Source organism: Micrococcaceae bacterium Sec5.8, assembly GCA_039636775.1.
Classification (GTDB): domain Bacteria; phylum Actinomycetota; class Actinomycetes; order Actinomycetales; family Micrococcaceae; genus Arthrobacter.
Window position 1 is genome coordinate 1,313,223 of sequence record CP143429.1, and the last position, 19,135, is coordinate 1,332,357.

Annotated in this window: 21 protein-coding genes; 15 read left to right on the forward strand and 6 right to left on the reverse strand. The window is 66.6% G+C overall.

Going from position 1 to position 19,135, the window contains the following annotated elements:
- Nucleotides 1-32: 32 nt before the first annotated feature.
- From hisB to VUN84_06045, 6 genes are all read left to right on the forward strand, one after another.
- A complete protein-coding gene (gene hisB / locus VUN84_06020) occupies nucleotides 33-659 on the forward strand; it encodes an imidazoleglycerol-phosphate dehydratase HisB (GenBank protein XAS65215.1) in 627 nt (208 codons plus the stop codon).
- Complete coding sequence (gene hisH / locus VUN84_06025; protein ID XAS65216.1) at nucleotides 656-1,411, forward strand: imidazole glycerol phosphate synthase subunit HisH; 756 nt, start codon at nucleotides 656-658, stop codon at nucleotides 1,409-1,411. Before hisB ends, hisH begins: the two co-directional genes overlap by 4 nt.
- The gene (locus VUN84_06030; protein XAS65217.1) at nucleotides 1,412-1,570 is read left to right on the forward strand and encodes a hypothetical protein; all 159 of its coding nucleotides are present in this window, start codon (nucleotides 1,412-1,414) and stop codon (nucleotides 1,568-1,570) included.
- A 78-nt stretch (nucleotides 1,571-1,648) separates the two neighbouring features.
- Nucleotides 1,649-2,395: a bifunctional 1-(5-phosphoribosyl)-5-((5-phosphoribosylamino)methylideneamino)imidazole-4-carboxamide isomerase/phosphoribosylanthranilate isomerase PriA gene (priA, locus tag VUN84_06035; GenBank protein XAS65218.1), complete on the forward strand. Its 747-nt coding sequence runs from the start codon at nucleotides 1,649-1,651 to the stop codon at nucleotides 2,393-2,395.
- 13 nt (nucleotides 2,396-2,408) lie between these two features.
- On the forward strand, nucleotides 2,409-3,308 hold the full coding sequence (locus VUN84_06040) for an SseB family protein (GenBank protein XAS65219.1): 900 nt from the start codon (nucleotides 2,409-2,411) through the stop codon (nucleotides 3,306-3,308).
- A gap of 62 nt (nucleotides 3,309-3,370) precedes the next feature.
- A complete protein-coding gene (locus tag VUN84_06045) occupies nucleotides 3,371-4,705 on the forward strand; it encodes an MFS transporter (protein ID XAS65220.1) in 1,335 nt (444 codons plus the stop codon).
- 110 nt (nucleotides 4,706-4,815) lie between these two features.
- Here the strand turns inward: VUN84_06045 and VUN84_06050 are convergent, their stop codons facing one another.
- Complete coding sequence (locus VUN84_06050) at nucleotides 4,816-5,202, reverse strand: DUF1844 domain-containing protein (protein XAS65221.1); 387 nt, start codon at nucleotides 5,200-5,202, stop codon at nucleotides 4,816-4,818.
- Nucleotides 5,203-5,541: 339 nt separating this feature from the next.
- Between VUN84_06050 and infC the strand changes: the two genes are divergently transcribed.
- From infC to VUN84_06070, 4 genes are all read left to right on the forward strand, one after another.
- Nucleotides 5,542-6,726, forward strand: coding sequence for a translation initiation factor IF-3 (gene infC / locus VUN84_06055; protein XAS65775.1), 1,185 nt, complete (start codon nucleotides 5,542-5,544; stop codon nucleotides 6,724-6,726).
- A 115-nt stretch (nucleotides 6,727-6,841) separates the two neighbouring features.
- Complete coding sequence (gene rpmI / locus VUN84_06060) at nucleotides 6,842-7,036, forward strand: 50S ribosomal protein L35 (GenBank protein ID XAS65222.1); 195 nt, start codon at nucleotides 6,842-6,844, stop codon at nucleotides 7,034-7,036.
- Between the two features lie 118 nt (nucleotides 7,037-7,154).
- Entirely contained in the window at nucleotides 7,155-7,640 is a 486-nt protein-coding gene (gene rplT / locus VUN84_06065) for a 50S ribosomal protein L20 (GenBank protein XAS65223.1), read from the forward strand.
- Between the two features lie 64 nt (nucleotides 7,641-7,704).
- Nucleotides 7,705-8,616, forward strand: coding sequence for an RNA methyltransferase (locus tag VUN84_06070; GenBank protein XAS65224.1), 912 nt, complete (start codon nucleotides 7,705-7,707; stop codon nucleotides 8,614-8,616).
- Nucleotides 8,617-8,760: 144 nt separating this feature from the next.
- Here VUN84_06070 and VUN84_06075 read toward each other — a convergent pair whose 3' ends face one another.
- On the reverse strand, nucleotides 8,761-9,027 hold the full coding sequence (locus tag VUN84_06075) for a GlsB/YeaQ/YmgE family stress response membrane protein (protein ID XAS65225.1): 267 nt from the start codon (nucleotides 9,025-9,027) through the stop codon (nucleotides 8,761-8,763).
- Between the two features lie 260 nt (nucleotides 9,028-9,287).
- On the opposite strand from VUN84_06075, the gene VUN84_06080 reads away from it, so the two are divergent.
- Entirely contained in the window at nucleotides 9,288-10,277 is a 990-nt protein-coding gene (locus VUN84_06080) for a cation diffusion facilitator family transporter (protein XAS65226.1), read from the forward strand.
- Between the two features lie 33 nt (nucleotides 10,278-10,310).
- Here the strand turns inward: VUN84_06080 and VUN84_06085 are convergent, their stop codons facing one another.
- Entirely contained in the window at nucleotides 10,311-11,519 is a 1,209-nt protein-coding gene (locus tag VUN84_06085; protein ID XAS65227.1) for an MFS transporter, read from the reverse strand.
- A gap of 171 nt (nucleotides 11,520-11,690) precedes the next feature.
- Here VUN84_06085 and VUN84_06090 point away from each other — a divergent pair, with 171 nt between their 5' ends.
- Nucleotides 11,691-12,158, forward strand: a complete 468-nt coding sequence (locus VUN84_06090) for a (deoxy)nucleoside triphosphate pyrophosphohydrolase (GenBank protein XAS65228.1) — start codon at nucleotides 11,691-11,693, stop codon at nucleotides 12,156-12,158.
- Between the two features lie 6 nt (nucleotides 12,159-12,164).
- On the opposite strand, the gene VUN84_06095 is transcribed toward VUN84_06090, so the two are convergent.
- Nucleotides 12,165-13,355 carry an Rv2578c family radical SAM protein gene (locus VUN84_06095; protein ID XAS65229.1) on the reverse strand — a complete coding sequence of 397 codons (1,191 nt, stop codon included), beginning with the start codon at nucleotides 13,353-13,355 and terminating at the stop codon, nucleotides 12,165-12,167.
- A gap of 122 nt (nucleotides 13,356-13,477) precedes the next feature.
- Here VUN84_06095 and pcp point away from each other — a divergent pair, with 122 nt between their 5' ends.
- Complete coding sequence (gene pcp / locus VUN84_06100) at nucleotides 13,478-14,119, forward strand: pyroglutamyl-peptidase I (GenBank protein ID XAS65230.1); 642 nt, start codon at nucleotides 13,478-13,480, stop codon at nucleotides 14,117-14,119.
- 39 nt (nucleotides 14,120-14,158) lie between these two features.
- On the opposite strand, the gene VUN84_06105 is transcribed toward pcp, so the two are convergent.
- On the reverse strand, nucleotides 14,159-14,797 hold the full coding sequence (locus VUN84_06105) for an SIMPL domain-containing protein (GenBank protein ID XAS65231.1): 639 nt from the start codon (nucleotides 14,795-14,797) through the stop codon (nucleotides 14,159-14,161).
- Nucleotides 14,794-15,252, reverse strand: coding sequence for a hypothetical protein (locus tag VUN84_06110; protein XAS65232.1), 459 nt, complete (start codon nucleotides 15,250-15,252; stop codon nucleotides 14,794-14,796). The genes VUN84_06105 and VUN84_06110 overlap by 4 nt, the downstream gene beginning before the upstream one ends.
- A 189-nt stretch (nucleotides 15,253-15,441) precedes the next feature.
- Between VUN84_06110 and VUN84_06115 the strand changes: the two genes are divergently transcribed.
- Both VUN84_06115 and pheT read left to right on the forward strand, forming a co-directional pair.
- Nucleotides 15,442-16,503 (forward strand): phenylalanine--tRNA ligase subunit alpha, encoded by a 1,062-nt coding sequence (locus VUN84_06115; protein ID XAS65233.1) that lies wholly within the window; start codon nucleotides 15,442-15,444, stop codon nucleotides 16,501-16,503.
- Between the two features lie 2 nt (nucleotides 16,504-16,505).
- Entirely contained in the window at nucleotides 16,506-19,049 is a 2,544-nt protein-coding gene (pheT, locus tag VUN84_06120) for a phenylalanine--tRNA ligase subunit beta (GenBank protein XAS65234.1), read from the forward strand.
- The last annotated feature ends 86 nt before the right edge of the window (nucleotides 19,050-19,135 follow it).

Consider the following 19,135-nt stretch of genomic DNA (forward strand, 5'->3'; position numbering starts at 1 on the left):
CCGGGCACCGTCGTCATCCAAAGGACACGCACATGAGCAACACCGGATCCACCGCTGGCGAGGGCCGGACCGCACGCATGGAACGGACCACCAGCGAGTCGTCCGTGCTGGTCGAGATCAACCTCGACGGCACCGGCGTCTCGGACATCAGCACCTCCGTGCCGTTCTACGACCACATGCTGACGGCCCTGAGCAAGCACTCCCTGATCGACATGACTGTCAAGGCCACCGGCGACACGCACATTGATGTCCACCACACGGTCGAGGACGTAGCCATCACGTTCGGTGAGGTCCTGCGCACCGCCCTCGGCAACAAGGCCGGGATCCGCAGATTCGGCGAGGCCACCGTCCCACTCGACGAAGCCCTCGCGCAGGCCGTCGTCGATGTCTCCGGACGCCCGTACCTCGTGCACGGCGGGGAACCAGCCGGCCAGGAATACCACCTCATCGGCGGACACTTCACCGGTTCCCTGACCCGGCACGTCTTCGAAGCTATCACCCTGCACGCCGGAATCTGCCTGCACATGAACGTCACTGCCGGCCGGGATCCGCACCACATCGTCGAGGCCCAGTTCAAAGCGTTCGCCCGTGCCCTGCGCGCAGCCGTCGAACCGGATCCCCGCGTCACAGGCATCCCCTCGACCAAGGGTGCGCTGTGACCGGCAAGGTGCTGCAGGACGGCGCCATCATCAACCCCGACGCCGGCAAAAAGCCCGCGTCGCCCGAGGGCAAGCCCACGGTCACCGTCCTTGACTACGGCTCCGGGAACATCCGCTCGGCAGTGCGCGCCCTCGAGCGCGCGGGCGCCGAGGTCATCCTCAGCTCCAAACCGGAGGACGTGCTCAACGCGGACGGACTCGTGGTGCCCGGCGTCGGCGCCTTCGAAACGGTGATGAAAGAACTAAAGGCTGTCGACGCCGTCCGCATGATCGGACGGCGCGTCGCCGGCGGCCGTCCCGTTCTGGCCATCTGCGTGGGCCTGCAGGTTCTCTTCGAGGCCGGCGTGGAGCACGGCACCGAAGCCGAAGGTATGGGGGAGTGGCCCGGCAAGGTCGAACTCCTCCCCGCCGACGTCGTCCCGCACATGGGCTGGAACACCGTATCTGTTCCGGCGGGCTCACGCCTCTTTGCCGGTGTCGAAAACGACCGGTTCTACTTCGTGCACTCCTACGGCGTCCAGACATGGGACTTTGACGTCATCCAGCCGCGCATGGCGGCGCCCCTGGTGACGTGGTCAGAGCACGGCGCCCCGTTCATCGCGGCCGTGGAAAACGGCCCGCTGTGCGCCACCCAGTTCCACCCCGAGAAGTCCGGCGACGCCGGGGCGCGCCTGCTGCGCAACTGGGTCGATGGCCTGCGGGAGAGCGCCGGAACAGCTCAACCCCCGGCAGCGGCAGCGGGGACCGCCTAGATGTGGTCCCTGGTGCTGATGGGGCTCGCCGGCCTGCTGGTTGGCGGCGCGCTGTCATTCCGCCAGCAGAAGAGCCCTCGCTGGGTCCAGATTGTTTTCTATCTCCTGGCCGCGATGGCGCTGGTCGCCGCGTATCTCCTGACATTGCCTGCCGCGTGAGGCTGCCGGCCACCTGACACTGCCTGCCGCTGCACCAGTGGCGGCGCCCCGCTGACCCGAAAGAGCTGAGGACCCACCATGACCACCGAAACCCCGCTGCCCGTGCTGGAATTGCTGCCCGCCGTCGACGTCGTCAACGGCCAGGCCGTCCGCCTCGTCCAGGGCGAGGCCGGCAGCGAGACAAGCTACGGCACACCGCTGGAGGCCGCACTCAACTGGCAGGAGCAGGGCGCCGAATGGGTCCACCTCGTTGACCTGGACGCAGCCTTCGGCCGGGGCTCCAATGCCGAACTGCTCCGCGAAGTCGTGGGCCGGCTCGACATCAAAGTGGAGCTTTCCGGCGGCCTGCGCGATGACGAGTCGCTCGAGAAGGCGCTCAGCCTCGGCGTCGCCCGGGTGAACCTCGGCACTGCCGCGCTGGAAAACCCGGAATGGACCGCCAGGGTGATCGAGCGTTTCGGGGACAAGATCGCGGTCGGACTCGATGTCCGCGGCACCACGCTGGCCGGCCGGGGCTGGACCAAGGAGGGCGGTGACCTCTGGGACGTCCTCGGCCGCCTCGAAGACGCCGGCTGCTCCCGGTACGTCGTCACCGACGTCACCAAAGACGGCACCCTTCAGGGACCCAACGTCGAGCTGCTGCGCCAAATGGTGGACAAGACCGGCAAACCTGTTATCGCCTCCGGCGGAATCTCCAGCTTGGACGACCTCAAGGTGTTGCGCTCCCTGGTGCCGCTCGGCGTCGAGGGCGCCATCGTCGGCAAGGCCCTCTACAACGGCAACTTCACGCTGCCCGCGGCCCTCGACGTCGCAGGCCGGCGCTAAGCCGGCCCGCAGCATGGAACAGCCTCCAGCGCAGAACACCACAGCTGATCCTGCCGCCGCATCCCGGCCCTTGCCCGGGCACATTGCAGCGGCTCTGGCCGGCGCCGGGGGACCGGCGGACTCAGCCGGCCGGCCGTGGGCCGGACGCAGCCTTACCGGCCAGGACGCCAGGATCCACAACTTCGAGGACGACGACGGCGCAGCGGACCCCGGCTACCTGGCGGCACTGGCAGCACTGCTCTCGGGCGACGGGGACGAGGCCGCGGTGGTGGCCTCGTTGGCCACGGCCCGGGTCTTTGTGCCGATCCTCGCCACGCTCGCCGAAGAGGGCGAAGGTGCCGGGGGTCTCCAGGCCGACAAAAAAGCCGACATGGCCCTGGTCACCCTCAAGGCTCCGGACGGCCGTACTGCCATGCCCGTCTTCACCTCCGCGGCATCGTTGACGGCCTGGCACCCGGAGGCCCGTCCGGTGGCCGTCTACGCTGCCCGCGCGGCGCTTTCTGCGGTTGCGGAGCACGCGGAGCTGCTCGTGCTCGACCCCGGGTCGGCATTGACGTTTGTGGTGCGCCGGCCGGCGGTCTGGGCCCTGGCGCAACAGCGGAACTGGACGCCGTCGTACGCTGACCCGGAACTGGCCCGCGGCCTCGGCGAGGCCGCAGTTGGCTTTCCCGCCGTCCGGCGTGTTGAAATTCATCCAGGCGGAGGAGTTGCTTCGCTCACGGCCGATGGCAGCCAGGTTCCCGGCGGTGGCTCAGGCCCGGAGCTCCGGGTGGTGCTTTACCTGGAAGAAGGACTCGATGCCGCCGGTGTCCAGTCCATCGTGTCCGGCCTCAACAGTGCCTGGGCGCGGAATGAAGAATTTGCTGAGCGGGTTGACTCCATCGAGGTCACATTGCAGCGCGCAGCACCGTAGCTGACGGCCAGCGGGGGAAACCCTGGTGCTGCCGGGAAGCAGGACCAGAAGGATGTCGTTTCGTGAATTTCGCGCTTTACCGGGAGCTGCTGGCCATTCGGCCCATCAGGAGGCTCCTGCTGGTGGGGATGGTTGCCCGGATACCGCACTCCGCAGCCGGGGTGCTCCTGACCCTGCACATCGTCCTGACCCTCGGCCAGGGCTACGCGGCAGCCGGGGCCGCCGCCGCCGTCATGACGATCGGCATCGCCGTCGGTGCCCCGTGGCGCGGCCGGCGGGTCGACACGGTGGGGCTGCGCCGGGCGCTCATCCCCTCCGTCATCTCTGAAACGGTCATCTGGTCCGTGGTGCCGCACGTCTCGTATGAGGTGCTCCTGCCGCTGGTGTTCGTCGGCGGCCTGCTGACGCTGCCGATCTTCAGCGTGGTGCGCCAGTCCCTGGGCGTCCTCGCCACGGGGGAGCAGCGCCGCACCGCCTTCGCCCTCGACGCCATCTCCACCGAACTGGTGTTCATGATTGGACCTGCCGCGGGCGCGCTGGTCGCGACGGCAGGCTTCTCGGTGCTCGGACTGACGATCGTCGGCATCGCCACCTCGGTCTCCGGGCTTTTCCTCATGTGGTTCAACCCGCCAACCCGCAGCGCAGAGTCTGTCCTTGGGTCCGATGCAGAGTCGGAGGCAGCGTACGTGGCGAGCCAGCAGGCCGCCGCAGGGGCGGCCGTCGTCGCCGCTGCCCCGGCCCACGTGCAGGACGCCGCCACCGAGTTCGCGCCCCTCGCCGGTGCGGAGGACAGGCGCCGGGAACGGTCCGGGCTGCGCCAGAAGGTCATCCACAATTTCGCCTGGTTTACCTCAGCCGTGGCCGCAGTCTTCGCCGTCGCGGCCGGAGCCGGGATGGTGCTCAGCGGCACCGACGTCGGCATCGTGGCGGCCCTGGAAACCGGTGGCCACCAGGCCGAGATCGGGCTGGTTTTCCTGTTCTGGTGCGCGGCCTCGGTGGTCGGCGGAGTCATCTATGGCGCCATGCACCGGCCCATTTCCCCCATCCTGCTGCTGCTGGGCATGTCGGCGTTGACCATCCCGATGGCCTTCGCCCAGGACACCTGGACCCTGAGCCTGCTCTCACTCCTGCCCGGCCTGCTTTGCGCGCCGGTGCTCTCGGCTGCCTCCGAGAAGGTCGCCGAGCTCGTCGAGGAGCGACGCCGCGGCGAGGCGATGGGCTGGTATGGCTCGGCGCTGACCGGCGGCGTCGCGCTCGGTGCCCCGCTTGCCGGTGTCTTCATCGATGGCATCGGGCCGTCCACTGGATTCGTGGCCGTGGGGGCCGGCGGAGTGGTGCTGTGCCTCCTGGGCCTCGGGCTGCAGCACCGCCGCCGCCGGCGGCTTGCGGGAGTTTGACCAAGCTGCAAGGCCGGGAACAATGCCTGGGGCACGAACGACGGCGGCGGCCGGACCGATATGGTCCGCCCGCCGCCGTCGTTACTTCTGGTGGAGCTCGGTGCTCTTGCCTAGTTGACTGCTCCGGTGTATTTCTCGCCCGGGCCCTTGCCCGGCGGGTCCGGAATGATGGACTCTTCACGGAAGGCCAGCTGCAGGGACCGCAGGCCATCGCGCAACGGTCCGGCGTGCTGGGAGCCGATCTCGGGCGCTGCGGCGGTGACCAGCCCGGCCAGGGCGGTGATCAGCTTCCGGGCCTCGTCGAGGTCCTTGAGTTCTTCGGCGTTCTCCTCGGCGGCGAGTCCAAGCTTCACGGCCGCGGCACTCATGAGGTGCACGGCGGCGGTGGTGATGACCTCGATTGCAGGCACCTCAGAGATGTCGCGGATCTGCTGTGAGACGTCGGCCGGGGCCCCGGCGGGTTCGTACACGTGTGAATTACTATCTGCTGTGCTCATGCTGGTAAGCTTGTCACAGACCGACTGATTGTCGTTATTTCGTTCCAGTTCAGATTCATCTGAACCGCTGGAGCAGAAAGACAACGGAACCCCGTTAGCAGCCAGCATGCACGTCATGCAGGTGCGCCGGACGGGATTTGTTCTGTACAATCGACTTTCAGTTTGCAAGCGGAGTTCTCTCCCACCCGCGTCAGCCGCTCTCCTTCGGGAGGCTTCCCAGGAAGCAAGGTTGCCGGGTACCTGGTCGGGCATTCCCGCGGACACCAGTCCGTGGAATGTATCGCCGTCTCATATGGGACAGGCACTTCCGATCTTCGAGGCCTTCGATTGCTCCGGCAATTGGGGGCCTTCTCTTTTTGCCGGTGGAATACCCCTCACGAACACAGGAGCTTTAACATTAGCGAGCCAAGAATCAATGAGCGTATCCGCGTCCCCGAGGTGCGGCTGGTCGGCCCTGCAGGCGAGCAAGTAGGGGTTGTCCGTATTGAGGATGCCCTGCGTTTGGCTGCCGAGTCCGATCTTGATCTCGTTGAAGTAGCACCCCAGGCCAAGCCTCCGGTGTGCAAGCTGATGGACTTCGGCAAGTACAAGTACGAGGCCGCCGTCAAGGCACGTGAAGCCCGGAAGAACCAGACCAATACGGTCCTGAAAGAAATCCGCTTCCGCCTGAAGATCGACACCCACGACTACGAAACCAAGCGCGGCCATGCGCTGCGCTTCCTCGGCGCCGGTGACAAGGTCAAGGCCATGATCCAGTTCCGCGGCCGCGAGCAGCAGCGCCCCGAAATGGGCATCCGGTTGCTCCAGCGCTTCGCGGACGACGTCGCCGAAGTCGGTATCGTCGAGTCCAGCCCGCGCATCGATGGCCGCAACATGGTCATGGTGGTCGGTCCCCTGAAGAACAAGGCCGAGGCCAAGGCAGAAGCACGCCGCGCAACGCAGCGTGCGGATGCCAAGGCCGAGAACGAAGCCAAGGCTTCAGGTGGGTCCCGCGTCGATACATCCGGACCCGAGGCGCCCCTGACCCAGTCGCTGGCCGACCTTCTTCCGGAGGGCTACCAGGTCCGGACCGAGCCCTCCGCGGCCGAAGTCACGGCCACGGAGGCTCCGGCAGCAGAGGCCCCTGCAGCCGAAACCGCTCCGGACGCCGTGAAGGCGCCGGCCGGCAACGTTCAGACTGACGCCGTAGAAACCACACCGGCTCCAGCCGTCACGGTGGAGGAGACTCCGGCTGCCAAGGCCACGGTCCAGGCAGCGCCCAAGCAGGAGGCTGCCAAGGCCCCCAAGGCAGAAGCTCCGAAAGCGGCCGCCAGGCCGGCAGCAACCAAGCCGGCTGCGGCCAAGGCTGCAGAGACCAGGCCGGCTGCAGCCAAGGCTCCCGCGGTTGACACCGCAGCCCCGGCTGCGGCACCAAAGCCGGTCGCGGCTCCCAAGCCGGTTCCGCGCCCTTCCGCGCCGAAGCCTGCTGCACGGCCGGCTGCCCCCAAGGCCGCCGCCAAGCCGGGAACCAAGAAGACCAACTAGTTCAGGGCCGCCGGACAGCAATGTCCGGCAGCAAGCAACCAGCATGCCGCCCGCAGGGGCGGCTGCACGAAAGACTGCAGACCTTGTCTGCGGATACGTAAGGAGATCGGTTACCATGCCGAAGATGAAGACCCACAGCGGTGCTAAGAAGCGCTTCAAGCTGACCGGCAGCGGCAAACTGCGCCGCCAGCAGGCCAACCGCCGTCACTACCTCGAGCACAAGTCCTCCAGGCTGACCCGCCGCCTCGCCGGCGACAAGATCGTCTTCAAGGGCGACGCCAAGGTTATCCGGAAGATGCTCGGCATCTAAGTTCCAAGTTCTCTGACTGTTGCCACCTGGCAGCGGTCAACTACCAAAAAGGCTTCTCAGGCCAGCCGGTTGTTCCGGCAGTAGATGCTTGGGATCAGATTTTCGAAGGAGTACGCACGTGGCACGTGTGAAGAGGGCGGTCAACGCCCACAAGAAGCGCCGGGTTATCCTTGAGCGCGCCAAAGGCTACCGTGGACAGCGTTCACGCCTGTACCGCAAGGCCAAAGAGCAGCTGCTGCACTCGTTTGTGTACAGCTACGGCGACCGCAAGAAGAAGAAGGGCGACTTCCGTCGCCTCTGGATCCAGCGCATCAACGCTGCATCCCGCGCCAACGGCCTGACCTACAACCGTCTGATCCAGGGCCTGAAGGCCGCTGAGGTCGAGGTTGACCGCCGTATGCTGGCCGAGCTTGCCGTCTCCGACGCCAACGCCTTCGCCGCGCTGGTCCAGATTGCCAAGGATTCGCTGCCCGCCGACACGTCGGCTCCGGCCGTCCAGGTCCAGGCTGAGGCTGCTCCGGCTGTCCAGGCGCCGGCCGCGAAGAAGGCTCCGGCCAAGAAGGCCGCTGCCAAGAAGCCTGCCGCCGACAAGGCTGCCGAGTAGTACCCGAGGTACTTCACGAACCCTGCGTTCAGGAACCGGCTGAAAAAGCTACTAAGGTTCTTGTATGAACGAAACCGGGCGCCCGCAAGATTTGATACTTTCCAACCCCCGAGCTGATCGGGTCCGGAAGGTGGCTCAACTTGCCGGGCGTCCGGCCCGTTTAAAGCGCCGCGAATTCCTCGCGGAGGGTCCGCAGGCGGTTCGTGAAGCTCTTTCACTGCATCAGAAAAGAGTTGCTGCGGGCGAGCCCGGCATCGTCTACGAGGTCTACGCCAGCGAATCCTGCCTGGACCGGCATCCTGACCTGGAGGCGCTGGCAGAGGGCACCACGGCGTTCCTCGCCACCGACGAAGTGCTGGCGGCAATGGCCGATACTGTTACGCCCCAGGGCATTCTCGCTGTCTGCGGTTTCCTGGACGTGAGCCTCGAACAGGTGCTCGACGCCGGGCCCCGCCTGGTGGCGGTGCTCTGTGAGGTCCGGGACCCGGGCAACGCCGGCACGGTGCTCCGGGCCGCTGACGCAGCCGGGGCGGACGCCGTCATCCTCACGGCGTCGAGTGTGGACATTTACAACCCCAAGGCCGTGCGCTCGACAGCGGGCTCGCTGTTCCACCTCCCGGTGGCGCTGGGCGCCGGGGTCGAGGAGATCGTCGCGCGCTGCAAGGAGCGCGGCATCGGCGTCCTGGCTGCTGACGGGCACGGCCAGCTCAATCTGGACCGGCTGCAGGATCAGAATGCCGCCCGGCGGCTCGGCGCACCGGCCCAGAGTGGAGGGTACGCCTTGGAAGCCCCTACTGCGTGGCTCTTCGGCAACGAGGCGCAGGGCTTGTCCGAGGATGATCTTGCCTTGGCCGATCACGGCGTTGCCGTCCCCGTCTACGGCGCTGCCGAAAGCTTGAATTTGGGCACCGCCGCTACGGTCTGCCTGTACGCCAGTGCCCGTGCCCAGCAGGGTCGCATCCCGGCGGCGGAGTAGTCGCCACGCTGGCGGGCGCCGAACCGCTCCACCGCCGTACCCCCGGGACGCCGCGGGGGAGTGCCCGGGGGCTGCACCTCCAAGGGCAAAAAAGTACGGCGGGCGTCCACCCGAAGGTGAGCTCCCGCCGTCGCTCGCGCAGCGTTAGGTGGTCTTGTTCCGTCCCGTGATGGCGCCGTAAATACCGGCAACCGCCAGGCCGCCGACAATCGCGAGAACCCAGGAACCGAGATTCCAGAATTCCATTCTGCCGCCGCCGAACAGCAGGTCGCCGATCCACCCGCCGACAATGGCGCCGACAACGCCAAGCACGAGGCTGGTGACCCAACCGCCGCCGACCCTGCCAGGCATGACTGCCTTGACGATTGCACCTACTATGAGTCCGAGAATGATCCAGCCTAGAAAGCCCATTACTCCTCCTACATATTCGTCGGCATTCAAAGAGTGAATCCCGATTATGGCTTCAAGCTAACATAGGCGGGTTTGCTTGTCAGCAGGATCACCCCCAATCGTTACCTGCCCCCTTGACCTGCCCTCATGGGCTGCCGTGGAGATGGCTCCGGCGCCCGGCGGCGATGCCCGGTGACCTCGATAACGGGTACGGTATTCCATGTGGACGCAGGCACCGGCCGGAGTCCACCATCCGGTCAAACCCCTAAGGAGAAGCTCTTTTGGCTGCAAACGGCGGTACCAAGGCGATAGTTGCAGCGCTTGCTGCCAACCTGACAATCGCCGTCCTGAAATTCGTCGCGTACTTCCTGACGTTCTCCTCCTCGATGCTGGCCGAAGCGATCCACTCGCTCGCCGACTCCGGCAACCAGCTCCTCCTCCTGGTGGGCGGCAAGCGCGCCAAGAAGGCCGCGAGTCCGGAGCACCCGTTCGGTTACGGGCGTGAGCGCTATATTTACGCTTTCATCGTCGCGATCGTGCTGTTCAGCGTGGGTGGCCTGTTTGCCTTGTACGAAGCGTGGGGGAAGCTCCAGCACCCGCACGCTATCGAGGGCGCGTTCTGGTGGGTTCCACTTGCTGTGCTGGTCGGCGCCATCCTGGCCGAGTCCTTCTCGTTCCGGACGGCGATCATCGAGTCCAACCACATCCGCGGCAAGCAGACCTGGATCAGGTTCATCCGCAGTGCCAAGCAGCCCGAGCTTCCCGTCATCCTGCTCGAGGATTTTGGCGCCCTGCTGGGCCTGGTCTTCGCGCTCTTCGGCGTTGGCCTGACGCTTTTGACCGGAAACGGTATTTGGGATGCGTTGGGCACCGCGATGATCGGCTTGCTGCTGGTGGCGATCGCCGCCGTCCTCGCCGTCGAAACGAAGTCGCTGCTTCTGGGTGAATCAGCCACCAAGGACGACGTCGCCAAGATCGAAGCGGCCATCGAATCCGACGGTACGTCGATCATCCATCTCAAGACCTTGCACCTCGGCCCCGAGGAACTGCTGGTTGCGGCCAAGATCCGCATCGGCCGCTCCGATACCGGCCAGGATATTGCCCGCGCGATTGACAGTGCCGAGACGCGGATCCGCGAGGCCGTTCCGATCGCCCGCGTGATCTACCTGGAACCGGATGTGCAGCGCGACAGTGCGGGGCGGCCCTCAGCCGTGGTTCCGGGGCCGGCACGGCAGGAGCCCGAGCCGGTGAAGTCCCAGCACCGCAATTGACGGGGGCCGCGGGTCCGGTAGACGCAGTACGCGCTACCGGACCAGCGGCCTTTTGCGTTCCACGAGTCCGCTGATGAGGGCAACTCCCAGGCCCAGGACCGCCAGCACAGCACCAACCAGGGCAGGAGCGACGTAGCCCCAACCCCACGCGATGACGAGTCCTCCGAGGAACGCGCCCAGGGCGTTGGCGACATTGAGGGCCGCATGGTTGAGTGAGGAAGCGAGCGAGGGCGCATCCGGAGAAGCGTCCAGCAGCCGGGTCTGGAGCGCAGGAACCAGCAGGGAGCCTGCGCCGCCGACGACGAAGACCATGACGTAGGCGGACCACGGCCAGTGCACGGCGACGGCGTAGACCACGAGTGCAACGGCGATGCCCGGCAGCACCCAGTAGATGGTTCCCATCACGGACTTGTCCGCGATCCGGCCACCAATGATGTTGCCGGCCACCATGCCCAGCCCGTAGAGGGCGACCACCAGCGGCAGCCAGGCAGCAGGGATGCCCGCCACGGAGGTCATGGTGTGCGCGATATAGGTGTAGGTCGCGAAGAAACCGCCGAACCCGACGATCCCGATCAGGATTGCCAGCCAGACCTGGAGCCGTTTCAAGGCGCCCAGTTCGCGGCGGAAGCTTGCATCGGCGTGCGGCTCTTGGAACGGCAGGAACTTGAAGAGCATCACCAGCGTGAGAATGCCGATCACGCCCACCAGCAGGAACAGCAACCGCCAGCCATAGGTCTGTCCCAGCCAAGTGCCGAACGGAACTCCGATGACGTTGGAGACGGTCAGCCCGGCCATCACCATCGAGATGGCCCAGCCACGCCGTGTCGGGGCGACCAATGATGCCGCGATCACGGCGGCAACGCCGAAGAAGGCACCGTGGGGCAGCCCGGCAGCGAAGCGGGAGATCAGCATGGTGCCATAGTCCGGTGCGATGAACGAGGCAAGGTTGGCGATGCTAAAGAACAGCATGAGCCCCAACGCAAGGTATTTCCGCGGCATCTTAGCGCCGATGGCCGCCAGCAGTGGTGCTCCGACCACCACACCAAGTGCGTAGGCCGAAATGAGGTGCCCCGCCTCCGGGGTGCTGATGTTGAGACCCTGCTCCACCTCCTTGAGCAGCCCCATCATGGTGAACTCGGTGGTGCCGATACCGAATCCGCCCATGGCAAGGGAAAGAATGGCCAGGGCAAGATGGCGGTTGGTGCTCTTGGCTGTCGCCGGGGCTTGTGCTGTGGTTGTCATTCATCTGCTTTTCAGGAACGTTCCCGGCTGATGCCAGGAGAATGCGGCAAGTTAAATCGGAGGTGGAGACTGAGGTGTCCAACGGGACAGGCGGGCACGGTATTCCGGGCGCTCAGGTAAGTGTCCACTCCTATTCTCCTTCATGCTTGTGCCGCACCTAGACTTGGGGACGTGAACGGACTGGTACAGGTTGTGGGCGGCGCGGTAGTGGATTCCTTGACGGGGCCCTGCCGGCTACTGGTGGCGCGCCGGACGGCGCCCCCGCAGTTCGCCGGGATGTGGGAGTTCCCCGGCGGCAAGGTCGAGCCGGGCGAGACCGCCGAGCAGGCCCTGCACCGCGAGCTGCTGGAAGAACTGGGCGTGAGCATCCTGCTCGGCACCGAACTGGACAGTGGGTCCGCTGAGGGCTGGCCCCTCAACGCCCGGGCAAGGATGCGGGTGTGGTTGGCGGAAGTACGTGACGGAGTTCCGCACCCACTCCAGGACCACGATGAGCTGCGTTGGATCGACATCCGCGACCGCGATGAGGTCTTGGGACTGCCTTGGATCCCGGCCGACCTGCCCATTGTCGGGGCCTTATTGGACCGGCTGCCGGCAGCGGAGACCGGACAGGGCATCCGTCCCGGGCCGAAAGAGTAAAAACTTCTAAAACAGAGTGGGCTGCGCGACCGGTGTGCCCGGCCGCGGTCCGGCGGGGGCCTCTGCCGCCTCAGGAATGCTGCCCGCGGGGTACTGCGCTTCCTCGTCCCTGGGGTCGCCGCTGCCGGCGGGGTCGTTGAGGCCGCGGTGGCCGAAGCCCTGCGATCCGAGAAAGCCATGGCGGGCTTTGAAGTACCTGATGCGGCCGGCCAGCCAATCGAAGTACTCCTTGGAGGCGTACGAACCTGATCCGTAGAGCCGGCGGTACTTGCCGGCGAGCTGCGGATGTTCCCTCGCGATCCACTGCATGAACCACTCCCGGGTGCCGGGCTTGAGGTAGAGCGCGCCGGCGGTAACGCCGGTGGCACCCGCCTCGGCCAGGGACCCGAACAGGGAATCGAGAGCTTCGTCGCTGTCCGAGAGCCACGGCAGGATGGGCATTGCCATGACCCCGCACGGCAGCCCCGCCTCCCGCAACCGGGTGATGAGCTTTAGCCGGGCCCGGGGACCGGGCGTACCTGGCTCCACCGCTTCGGCAAGCCGTTCGTCCGTCATTGCCAGGGAAATCCCTACGCCGACGGGAACCTGGGCCGCGGCGTGCTTCAGGAGGGGAATGTCCCGGGCCAGCAGCGTCCCCTTGGTCAGGATGGACAGGGGAGTGCCGGAGTCCGCCAGCGCTGCAATAATGCCCGGCATGAGCCGGTACCTGCCCTCGGCCCGCTGGTAGGGATCGGTGTTGGTGCCCAGGGCCACATGCTGCCGGCCCCACGACGGTTTTGCCAGTTCCCGGCGCAGGACCTCCGCGGCGTTGATCTTCACCACCACCTGACTGTCAAAGTCCAGCCCGGCGTCGAAATCAAGGTAGGTGTGGCTCTTCCGGGCGAAGCAGTAGACGCAGGCGTGGCTGCAGCCCCGGTAGGGGTTGATGGTCCACTCGAACGGCATCCGGGAACCGGCGGCCACTTTATTGAGCACCGATTTTGCGGTGACCTCGTGGAAAGTGACGCCGGCGAATTCGGGGGTGGTTACGGACCGCACCAGCCCTATGAGGGGTAGCAGGGCATCGGCGGCGGGCGCTGTCCCGGCCCTGCCGGGACCGAGGGCACCACCGACGGCAGTGTCCTCTTCTGTTGCCGCACTGCTGCCTCCTGCGCTGCCGGCAGGCGCCGGCCTGAGTGCTTGTGCGTCCCATCTCATCGCTCTATTCGAAGGTATGTTCGAGTTTAAGTCAAGGACCTTGCCGCTTTCGAATCCCCCCGGCCCCGCCCCGCAGGCCACCGCTGGTGCCCAGCACCCGCAGCCGTTGCTAGGCTGGGGCGATGATTTTGCTGACAGGATTCGAGCCGTTTGGCGGCGAAAGCACCAACCCGTCCTGGTCGGCCGCGAGGCAGGCTGCTGCCCGGCTCCGTGCGGAGGGACTGGACGCGCGGGCCGTGGAACTGCCGTGTGTCTTCGGGGAAGCGACCCGGGTCCTGGAAGCGGCGCTGGATCACTACGGACCGGATCTCGTGGTCTGCGCCGGCCAGGCCGGGGGAAGGCCCCGGATTTCGCTGGAACGGATTGCCATCAACTGCGACGACGCGCGGATTCCTGACAATGCGGGCAACTCACCCGTGGACCAGGCGGTGGTCAGCGGGGGACCGGCAGCCTACTTCAGCACCCTTCCGGTTAAGGCTGCACTCGCAGCGCTCCTCGCGGCGGGGATCCCGGCCGAGATCTCGCAGACGGCCGGCACCTACGTCTGCAACCACGTTTTCTATGGGTTGATGCATGCCCTGCGGCACCGTCCCGGAACGCGGGGAGGGTTCGTCCATGTTCCCTACGAACCGGCCCAGCTGCCCCCGGGGAGCAATCAGCCGTCGCTGACGCTGGAGCACATGACGGAGGCGCTCGCCGCCGTCGTCCGCACCACCCTGGGCACGACGGCGGACCTGAAGATCGCCGCCGGCGCCACCCACTAGCTGGACAAGCAGCGCGCGCCCGGCACGCGACCCGCCGGCTCAGTCGAGCAATTCCCACACCACGGAGACCGTGGCGGTGACGCTGGACTGGCCGGCCTCCACAGCCAGCGGCTCCACCGCGGCGGCCCGCTGCATCCTCGCGAGCGGGATCGGCGCAGGGTGCCCGGTTTGCTGCGCCAAGGAGACCACTCTGCCCAGCGATGTGCCGGCGAGAGAGGCAAAATGCCCAGCAGTGGTGAGGGCGTCCTGCCAGGCTGCTGCGCGGGCCAGCGCGGTGACCGCGGCGGGATCAGCGAAGCCGAGCTCCAGCCCGTTCAGCCGGACGTCGTTGCCGCCGGCCGAGACCGCCGCTGCGATGACGTCCGAGGATGAGCCCAGCTCCCTGATCCGTACACTGAGCGCACTGGAGGCCAGGTAGCCCGAGACCACTTGCCCCTGGCCTTCTTGCCAGTTCACTTCCGCACGGACGTTAAGTCCCGACGTCGTGATGTCCGGGTCCGCGATGCCATGGCGGCGAAGTGCGGCGGTCATGGCGGCGGAGACGCGGCCTGCCTTACCGTACGCCCTGTCCACGCCTTCCTGCCGGCACTCGACGCCGATCGAAAGGGTCAGCAGGTCCGGCGCTGCTTCCGCGCTGCCGGTTCCACTGACTGAGATGGTCCTGGGGCTGTCGGTCATGTCGTGCCTCGATCCGTTCGGGGGCCGCTGGGCCTGTGTGGGGAGTGGGCGTGCGTTGGCTCCGGATAGCCCCCGGCCCGGAGGCCGGCGTGCCGTTCGAAAACGTTGCGCGAGCCGGGGTTGCCGGTTCGGGCCAGGGACCAGCCTGCCGCAAGGAAGTACAGCGGCAGAAACGGCAGGCCCAGGCACCAGGCGTACTGGGTGCAGTGGCGCTCCTCATGCCCCAGCAGCACGGGGCTGGCCAGGACTTCCGCAGGTCCGGAGCGGAAGATCACCACGTTGCCCACCGTGAAGGCGCCGGCTTTGGGCAATCGCCAGCGGTATCCGGTGGCGATCAGCAGTCCGCGTGGACCGCCGCGGAGAGGGGTACGGGCACAGCCGGCCAGCAGCAACCCCAGCGGGGTGGTTCCGTTCACTACATTGGCCAGCTGCCGCAGCCGTTCTCCCGGCGTCATGGCCCCATGCTAACCGTGCGCCGTTCCGATTGGGTCGACCGGACGCGTTCACCGGGTCGGTTCAACTAGACTGAAGACGAGTGCCCGCCGGAGTTATTTGGCGAGCCCTGCCCTTTGTCGGTGCGCCGGTCCCTGCAGCTAATGGTCCCGTGCCGCCGGCATGAACCGACTCATAGCTAAGAACAGTAGATGACTGAAACTTTGCCGGGCGCCGGCGTCCCGAATCCCCTGGATGAAGCCGCCATCACCGCCGCCGTAGACCAGGCCGTTGCCGCCATAGCCGCCGCCTCCACGCTCGACGAACTTAAGGCCGTTCGCCTCGCGCACACCGGCGAGAAGTCCGCGCTGAGCCTCGCCAATCGTGAAATCGGTGGACTAGCCAAGGACCAGAAGGCCGCCGCCGGCAAGCTCATGGGCTCTTCCCGCGGACGGGTCAACAAGGCGCTCGCGGAACGTACGGTTGAACTCGTTGCGGAGAACGACGCGCGGATCCTGGTCGAGGAGACCGTGGACGTCACCGCCGCTCCGCGCCGCCGTCGTGCCGGTGCACGCCACCCGCTCTCCACCCTGCAGGAACGCGTCGCGGACATCTTTGTGGGCATGGGCTGGGAAATCGCCGAAGGTCCCGAGGTGGAGTCCGAGTGGTTCAACTTCGATGCGCTGAACTTCAAGCCGGACCACCCCGCCCGCGAAATGCAGGACACGTTCTTCGTGGAGCCGCCCGAAGCCCACTTGCTGATGCGCACCCATACCTCTCCGGTGCAGGTCCGCTCCATGCTGGAACGCGAACTGCCCATCTACGTCCTGTGCCCGGGCAAGGTCTTCCGCACCGACGAACTCGACGCCACCCACACGCCGGTGTTCCACCAGTTCGAGGGCCTGGCCATCGATAAAAAGCTCAGCATGGCGGACCTCCGCGGCACCCTGGAGCACTTCGCCCGGCAGATGTTCGGCGACGAGGCGCAGATCCGGCTGCGGCCCAACTACTTCCCGTTCACCGAACCTTCCGCAGAGCTGGACATCTGGCACCCGGGCGCCAAAGGTGGCCCCAGCTGGATCGAATGGGGCGGCTGCGGAATGGTCAATCCCAATGTGCTCCGTGCCGCGGGCATCGATCCGGACATCTATTCAGGTTTCGCCTTCGGCATGGGCATCGAGCGGACTCTCATGTTCCGCAACGAGGTCGGCGACATGCGCGACATGATCGAAGGCGACGTACGATTCAGCGAGCACTTCGGGATGGAGATCTAAGCATGCGTATCCCACTTTCCTGGCTGCGTGAATTCGCAGCAGTACCGGCCGAAGCGACAGCCGAAGACGTAATGGCAGACCTCGTCAAGGTCGGCTTTGAAGAAGAAGCAGTGCACCGGCCTACGGACGCGCTCCAGGGCCCCATCGTGGTGGGTCAGGTCCTGAGCATCGTCAAGGAACCCCAGACCAACGGCAAGACCATCAACTGGTGCCAGGTCCGGGTGGTCCCTGAAGGTCAGCAACAAAGCCTCACGGGTGAGGGCATCGACCCCTCGGGCGTCCAGGGCATCATCTGCGGCGCCCACAACTTCGTCGAAGGTGACAAGGTGGTGGTCACCCTTCCGGGTGCTGTGCTGCCCGGCGACTTCCGCATTTCCGCCCGCAAAACTTACGGGCACCTGTCCGCCGGCATGATCGCCTCCGTGCGTGAACTCGGCATCGGCGAGGACCACGACGGCATCCTGGTGTTGTCAAGGATCGGGCTGGACCCGGAAATCGGTTCGGACGCCATGGAGCTGCTGGGCCTCTACGACCAGGCCGCCGAAATCAACGTCACCCCGGATCGTGGTTACGCTTTCTCGATCCGGGGTGTGGCCCGGGAGTATGCCCACGCCACCGGCACGGCTTTCACGGACCCGGCAACCAGAGTCCAGGCACCTGCTGAGCTTGCAGGGGGCCACGGGGTGAAGCTCAACGATGACGCCCCTATCTACGGCAAGCCCGGCTGCGACCGGTTTGTGGTCCGCACCGTCCGCGGCGTCGACGCCACGAAGCCCACGCCCCCGTGGATGACCTCCCGGCTGCGGCTCGCCGGAATCCGCTCAATTTCGCTGCCAGTGGACATCTCCAACTACGTCATGCTGGAACTTGGCCAGCCCACCCACTGCTACGACCGGGACACCCTGTCCGGTGACATCGTGGTCCGTCGGGCGGTGGCCGGGGAAAAGATCACCACCCTGGACGACAAGGAACGCACGCTCGACGTCGAGGACCTCCTCATTACCGACGATTCCGGTGCGATCGGCATCGCCGGCGTGATGGGCGGGGCCGCCACTGAGGTGTCCGACTCCACCACCAACGTCCTCGTGGAGGCCGCGCACTTCGACGAAGTGTCCATCGCACGCTCCCGCCGCCGCCACAAACTCCCGTCCGAGGCCTCCAAACGCTTCGAACGCGGCGTCGACTGGCACGTCGCCAACATCGCCGCCCAGCGGGTCGTTGACCTCCTCGTGGACCTTGCCGGCGGCACTGCCGTCGCCGAGGGGACCGACGTCGGAACCGCGCCGGATGCCGTTGCCGTAGAACTGCCCGCAACCTTCGCCGCGGAACGCATCGGCATCGATTTCACCGAGAGCCAGATCCGCACCTCGCTTGAGGACCTGGGCGCCGTCGTCGACAAGAGCGACAGCGGCTACCTGGTGACGGCCCCGAGCTGGCGGAACGACCTGGAAACCAAGGAGGATCTGTCCGAGGAGATCGCCCGGCTGGTTGGTTATGACAAGATTCCGGCGTCCCTGCCGGTGGCGCCTCCAGGCCGCGGACTGACCCGCGTGCAGCAGCAACGCCGACGTCTGGTGCAGGCGTTGGCAGCGTCGGGGCTCACCGAGGTGCTTGCGTACCCGTTCGTCTCGCAAGCCGCCAATGACACTTTTGGCGTACCCGCGGCGGGAACCGCGAGGAAAGCGCTCAAGCTCGCCAACCCCATCAGCGAGGAGCAGGGCTACCTGCGCACCTCGATCCTGCCGGGGTTGATCGAGGTAGCCAAGCGCAACCATTCGCGCGGCTTCCGGGATCTTGCCTTGTTTGAGGCCGGACTCGTCTTCCTGCCGGGCGATACGCTGGGCACCGCCACGATCCCGCCACTGGGAATCCGGCCCACTGACGAGGTGCTGGACGGCCTGTACGACGGCGTCCCGGACCAGCCGCTGTACGTTGCCGCGGTGCTCACCGGACATGACTCACCCGTCGCCGCAGGCCACACGGCCCGGGCCTGGGACTGGGCCGATGCGCTGGACATCGCGCGGATCGCAGGAGACGTGCTCGGCGTCGAAATCGTCATCAGCCAGGGCAGCCACCAGGCCTTCCACCCGGGACGGGCGGCGCAGCTTGCGCTCCGCACCGGCGAGGTCCTGGGCTACGCCGGCGAACTGCACCCTAAGCTGCTGGCCGCGCACGACATGCCCGCCCGCTCCGTTGCGCTCGAATTCAACGCCGACGCGCTCTTCGAGGCCGCGGCCGACGTGATTGTCTCCCGGCACCTCTCCACCTTCCCGGTCGCCACCCAGGATGTAGCCCTCGTGGTGCCGCTGGACGTCCCGGCGGAAGAGGTGCTTGCCGCTCTCCGGACGGGTGCCGGTGGCCTCCTCGAGGACGTCGCCCTGTTCGACGTGTACGCGGGCCAAGGCATCGAGGAGGGCAAGAAGTCGTTGGCCTTCAGCTTGCGCTTCCGCGCCAGTGACCGCACGCTGACCGCCGATGAGGCGTCGGCGGCCCGTGAAGGCGCGGTTGCCGTTGCCCACGAGCGCTTCGGAGCAGTCCAACGCTAGAAAACGGCAGAACACTTGCCGCAGCCGGAATCACCGTCCGGTCCGTTCGTCTTGCCGACGTCGGACCGGACGGGTGGCCGGACGGC

Coding starts and splice junctions, on each gene's coding strand:
- hisB (XAS65215.1), top strand. CDS start 33: ATGAGCAACACCGGATCCACCGCTGGCGAGGGCCGGACCGCACGCATG.
- VUN84_06030 (XAS65217.1), top strand. CDS start 1,412: ATGTGGTCCCTGGTGCTGATGGGGCTCGCCGGCCTGCTGGTTGGCGGC.
- priA (XAS65218.1), top strand. CDS start 1,649: ATGACCACCGAAACCCCGCTGCCCGTGCTGGAATTGCTGCCCGCCGTC.
- VUN84_06040 (XAS65219.1), top strand. CDS start 2,409: ATGGAACAGCCTCCAGCGCAGAACACCACAGCTGATCCTGCCGCCGCA.
- VUN84_06050 (XAS65221.1), bottom strand. CDS start 5,202: ATGAGCACAGCAGATAGTAATTCACACGTGTACGAACCCGCCGGGGCC.
- rpmI (XAS65222.1), top strand. CDS start 6,842: ATGCCGAAGATGAAGACCCACAGCGGTGCTAAGAAGCGCTTCAAGCTG.
- VUN84_06070 (XAS65224.1), top strand. CDS start 7,705: ATGAACGAAACCGGGCGCCCGCAAGATTTGATACTTTCCAACCCCCGA.
- VUN84_06075 (XAS65225.1), bottom strand. CDS start 9,027: ATGGGCTTTCTAGGCTGGATCATTCTCGGACTCATAGTAGGTGCAATC.
- VUN84_06085 (XAS65227.1), bottom strand. CDS start 11,519: ATGACAACCACAGCACAAGCCCCGGCGACAGCCAAGAGCACCAACCGC.
- VUN84_06095 (XAS65229.1), bottom strand. CDS start 13,355: ATGAGATGGGACGCACAAGCACTCAGGCCGGCGCCTGCCGGCAGCGCA.
- pcp (XAS65230.1), top strand. CDS start 13,478: ATGATTTTGCTGACAGGATTCGAGCCGTTTGGCGGCGAAAGCACCAAC.
- VUN84_06105 (XAS65231.1), bottom strand. CDS start 14,797: ATGACCGACAGCCCCAGGACCATCTCAGTCAGTGGAACCGGCAGCGCG.
- VUN84_06110 (XAS65232.1), bottom strand. CDS start 15,252: ATGACGCCGGGAGAACGGCTGCGGCAGCTGGCCAATGTAGTGAACGGA.
- VUN84_06115 (XAS65233.1), top strand. CDS start 15,442: ATGACTGAAACTTTGCCGGGCGCCGGCGTCCCGAATCCCCTGGATGAA.
- pheT (XAS65234.1), top strand. CDS start 16,506: ATGCGTATCCCACTTTCCTGGCTGCGTGAATTCGCAGCAGTACCGGCC.